This window comes from Robertmurraya korlensis (assembly GCF_023715225.1).
Classification (GTDB): Bacteria; Bacillota; Bacilli; order Bacillales; family Cytobacillaceae; genus Robertmurraya_A.
Window position 1 is genome coordinate 1 of record NZ_JAMBNS010000167.1, and the last position, 325, is coordinate 325.

A 325-nucleotide genomic window follows, 5' to 3' on the forward strand; every position below is an offset into this window, starting at 1 on the left:
TGGCTTCAATCTTCGCTAAACGTTCTGCTTCGGCTTTTTCGGCGGCAGCTTTTTCAGCGGCTAATTTTTCAGCAACTAAATTATCTAATGCCTTTTGAGCGGCAGCAGCGGTTGCTTCTTTGTTAGCTGCTGCATAGGCAGTAGCTTGGGCGTCAGTTAATCCTGCGGCTTTGGCTTTAGCAACCAAGGCAACACGGTTGGCTTCAATCTTCGCTAAACGTTCTGCTTCGGCTTTTTCGGCGGCAGCTTTTTCAGCGGCTAATTTTTCAGCAACTAAATTATCTAATGCCTTTTGAGCGGCAGCAGCGGTTGCTTCTTTGTTAGC

1 pseudogene is annotated in these 325 nt (G+C 47.4%); it reads right to left on the bottom strand.

Annotation, left to right across the window (positions count from 1 at the left end):
- Positions 1 to 325: pseudogene (locus M3175_RS24700) on the bottom strand (hypothetical protein); the annotation flags it as partial.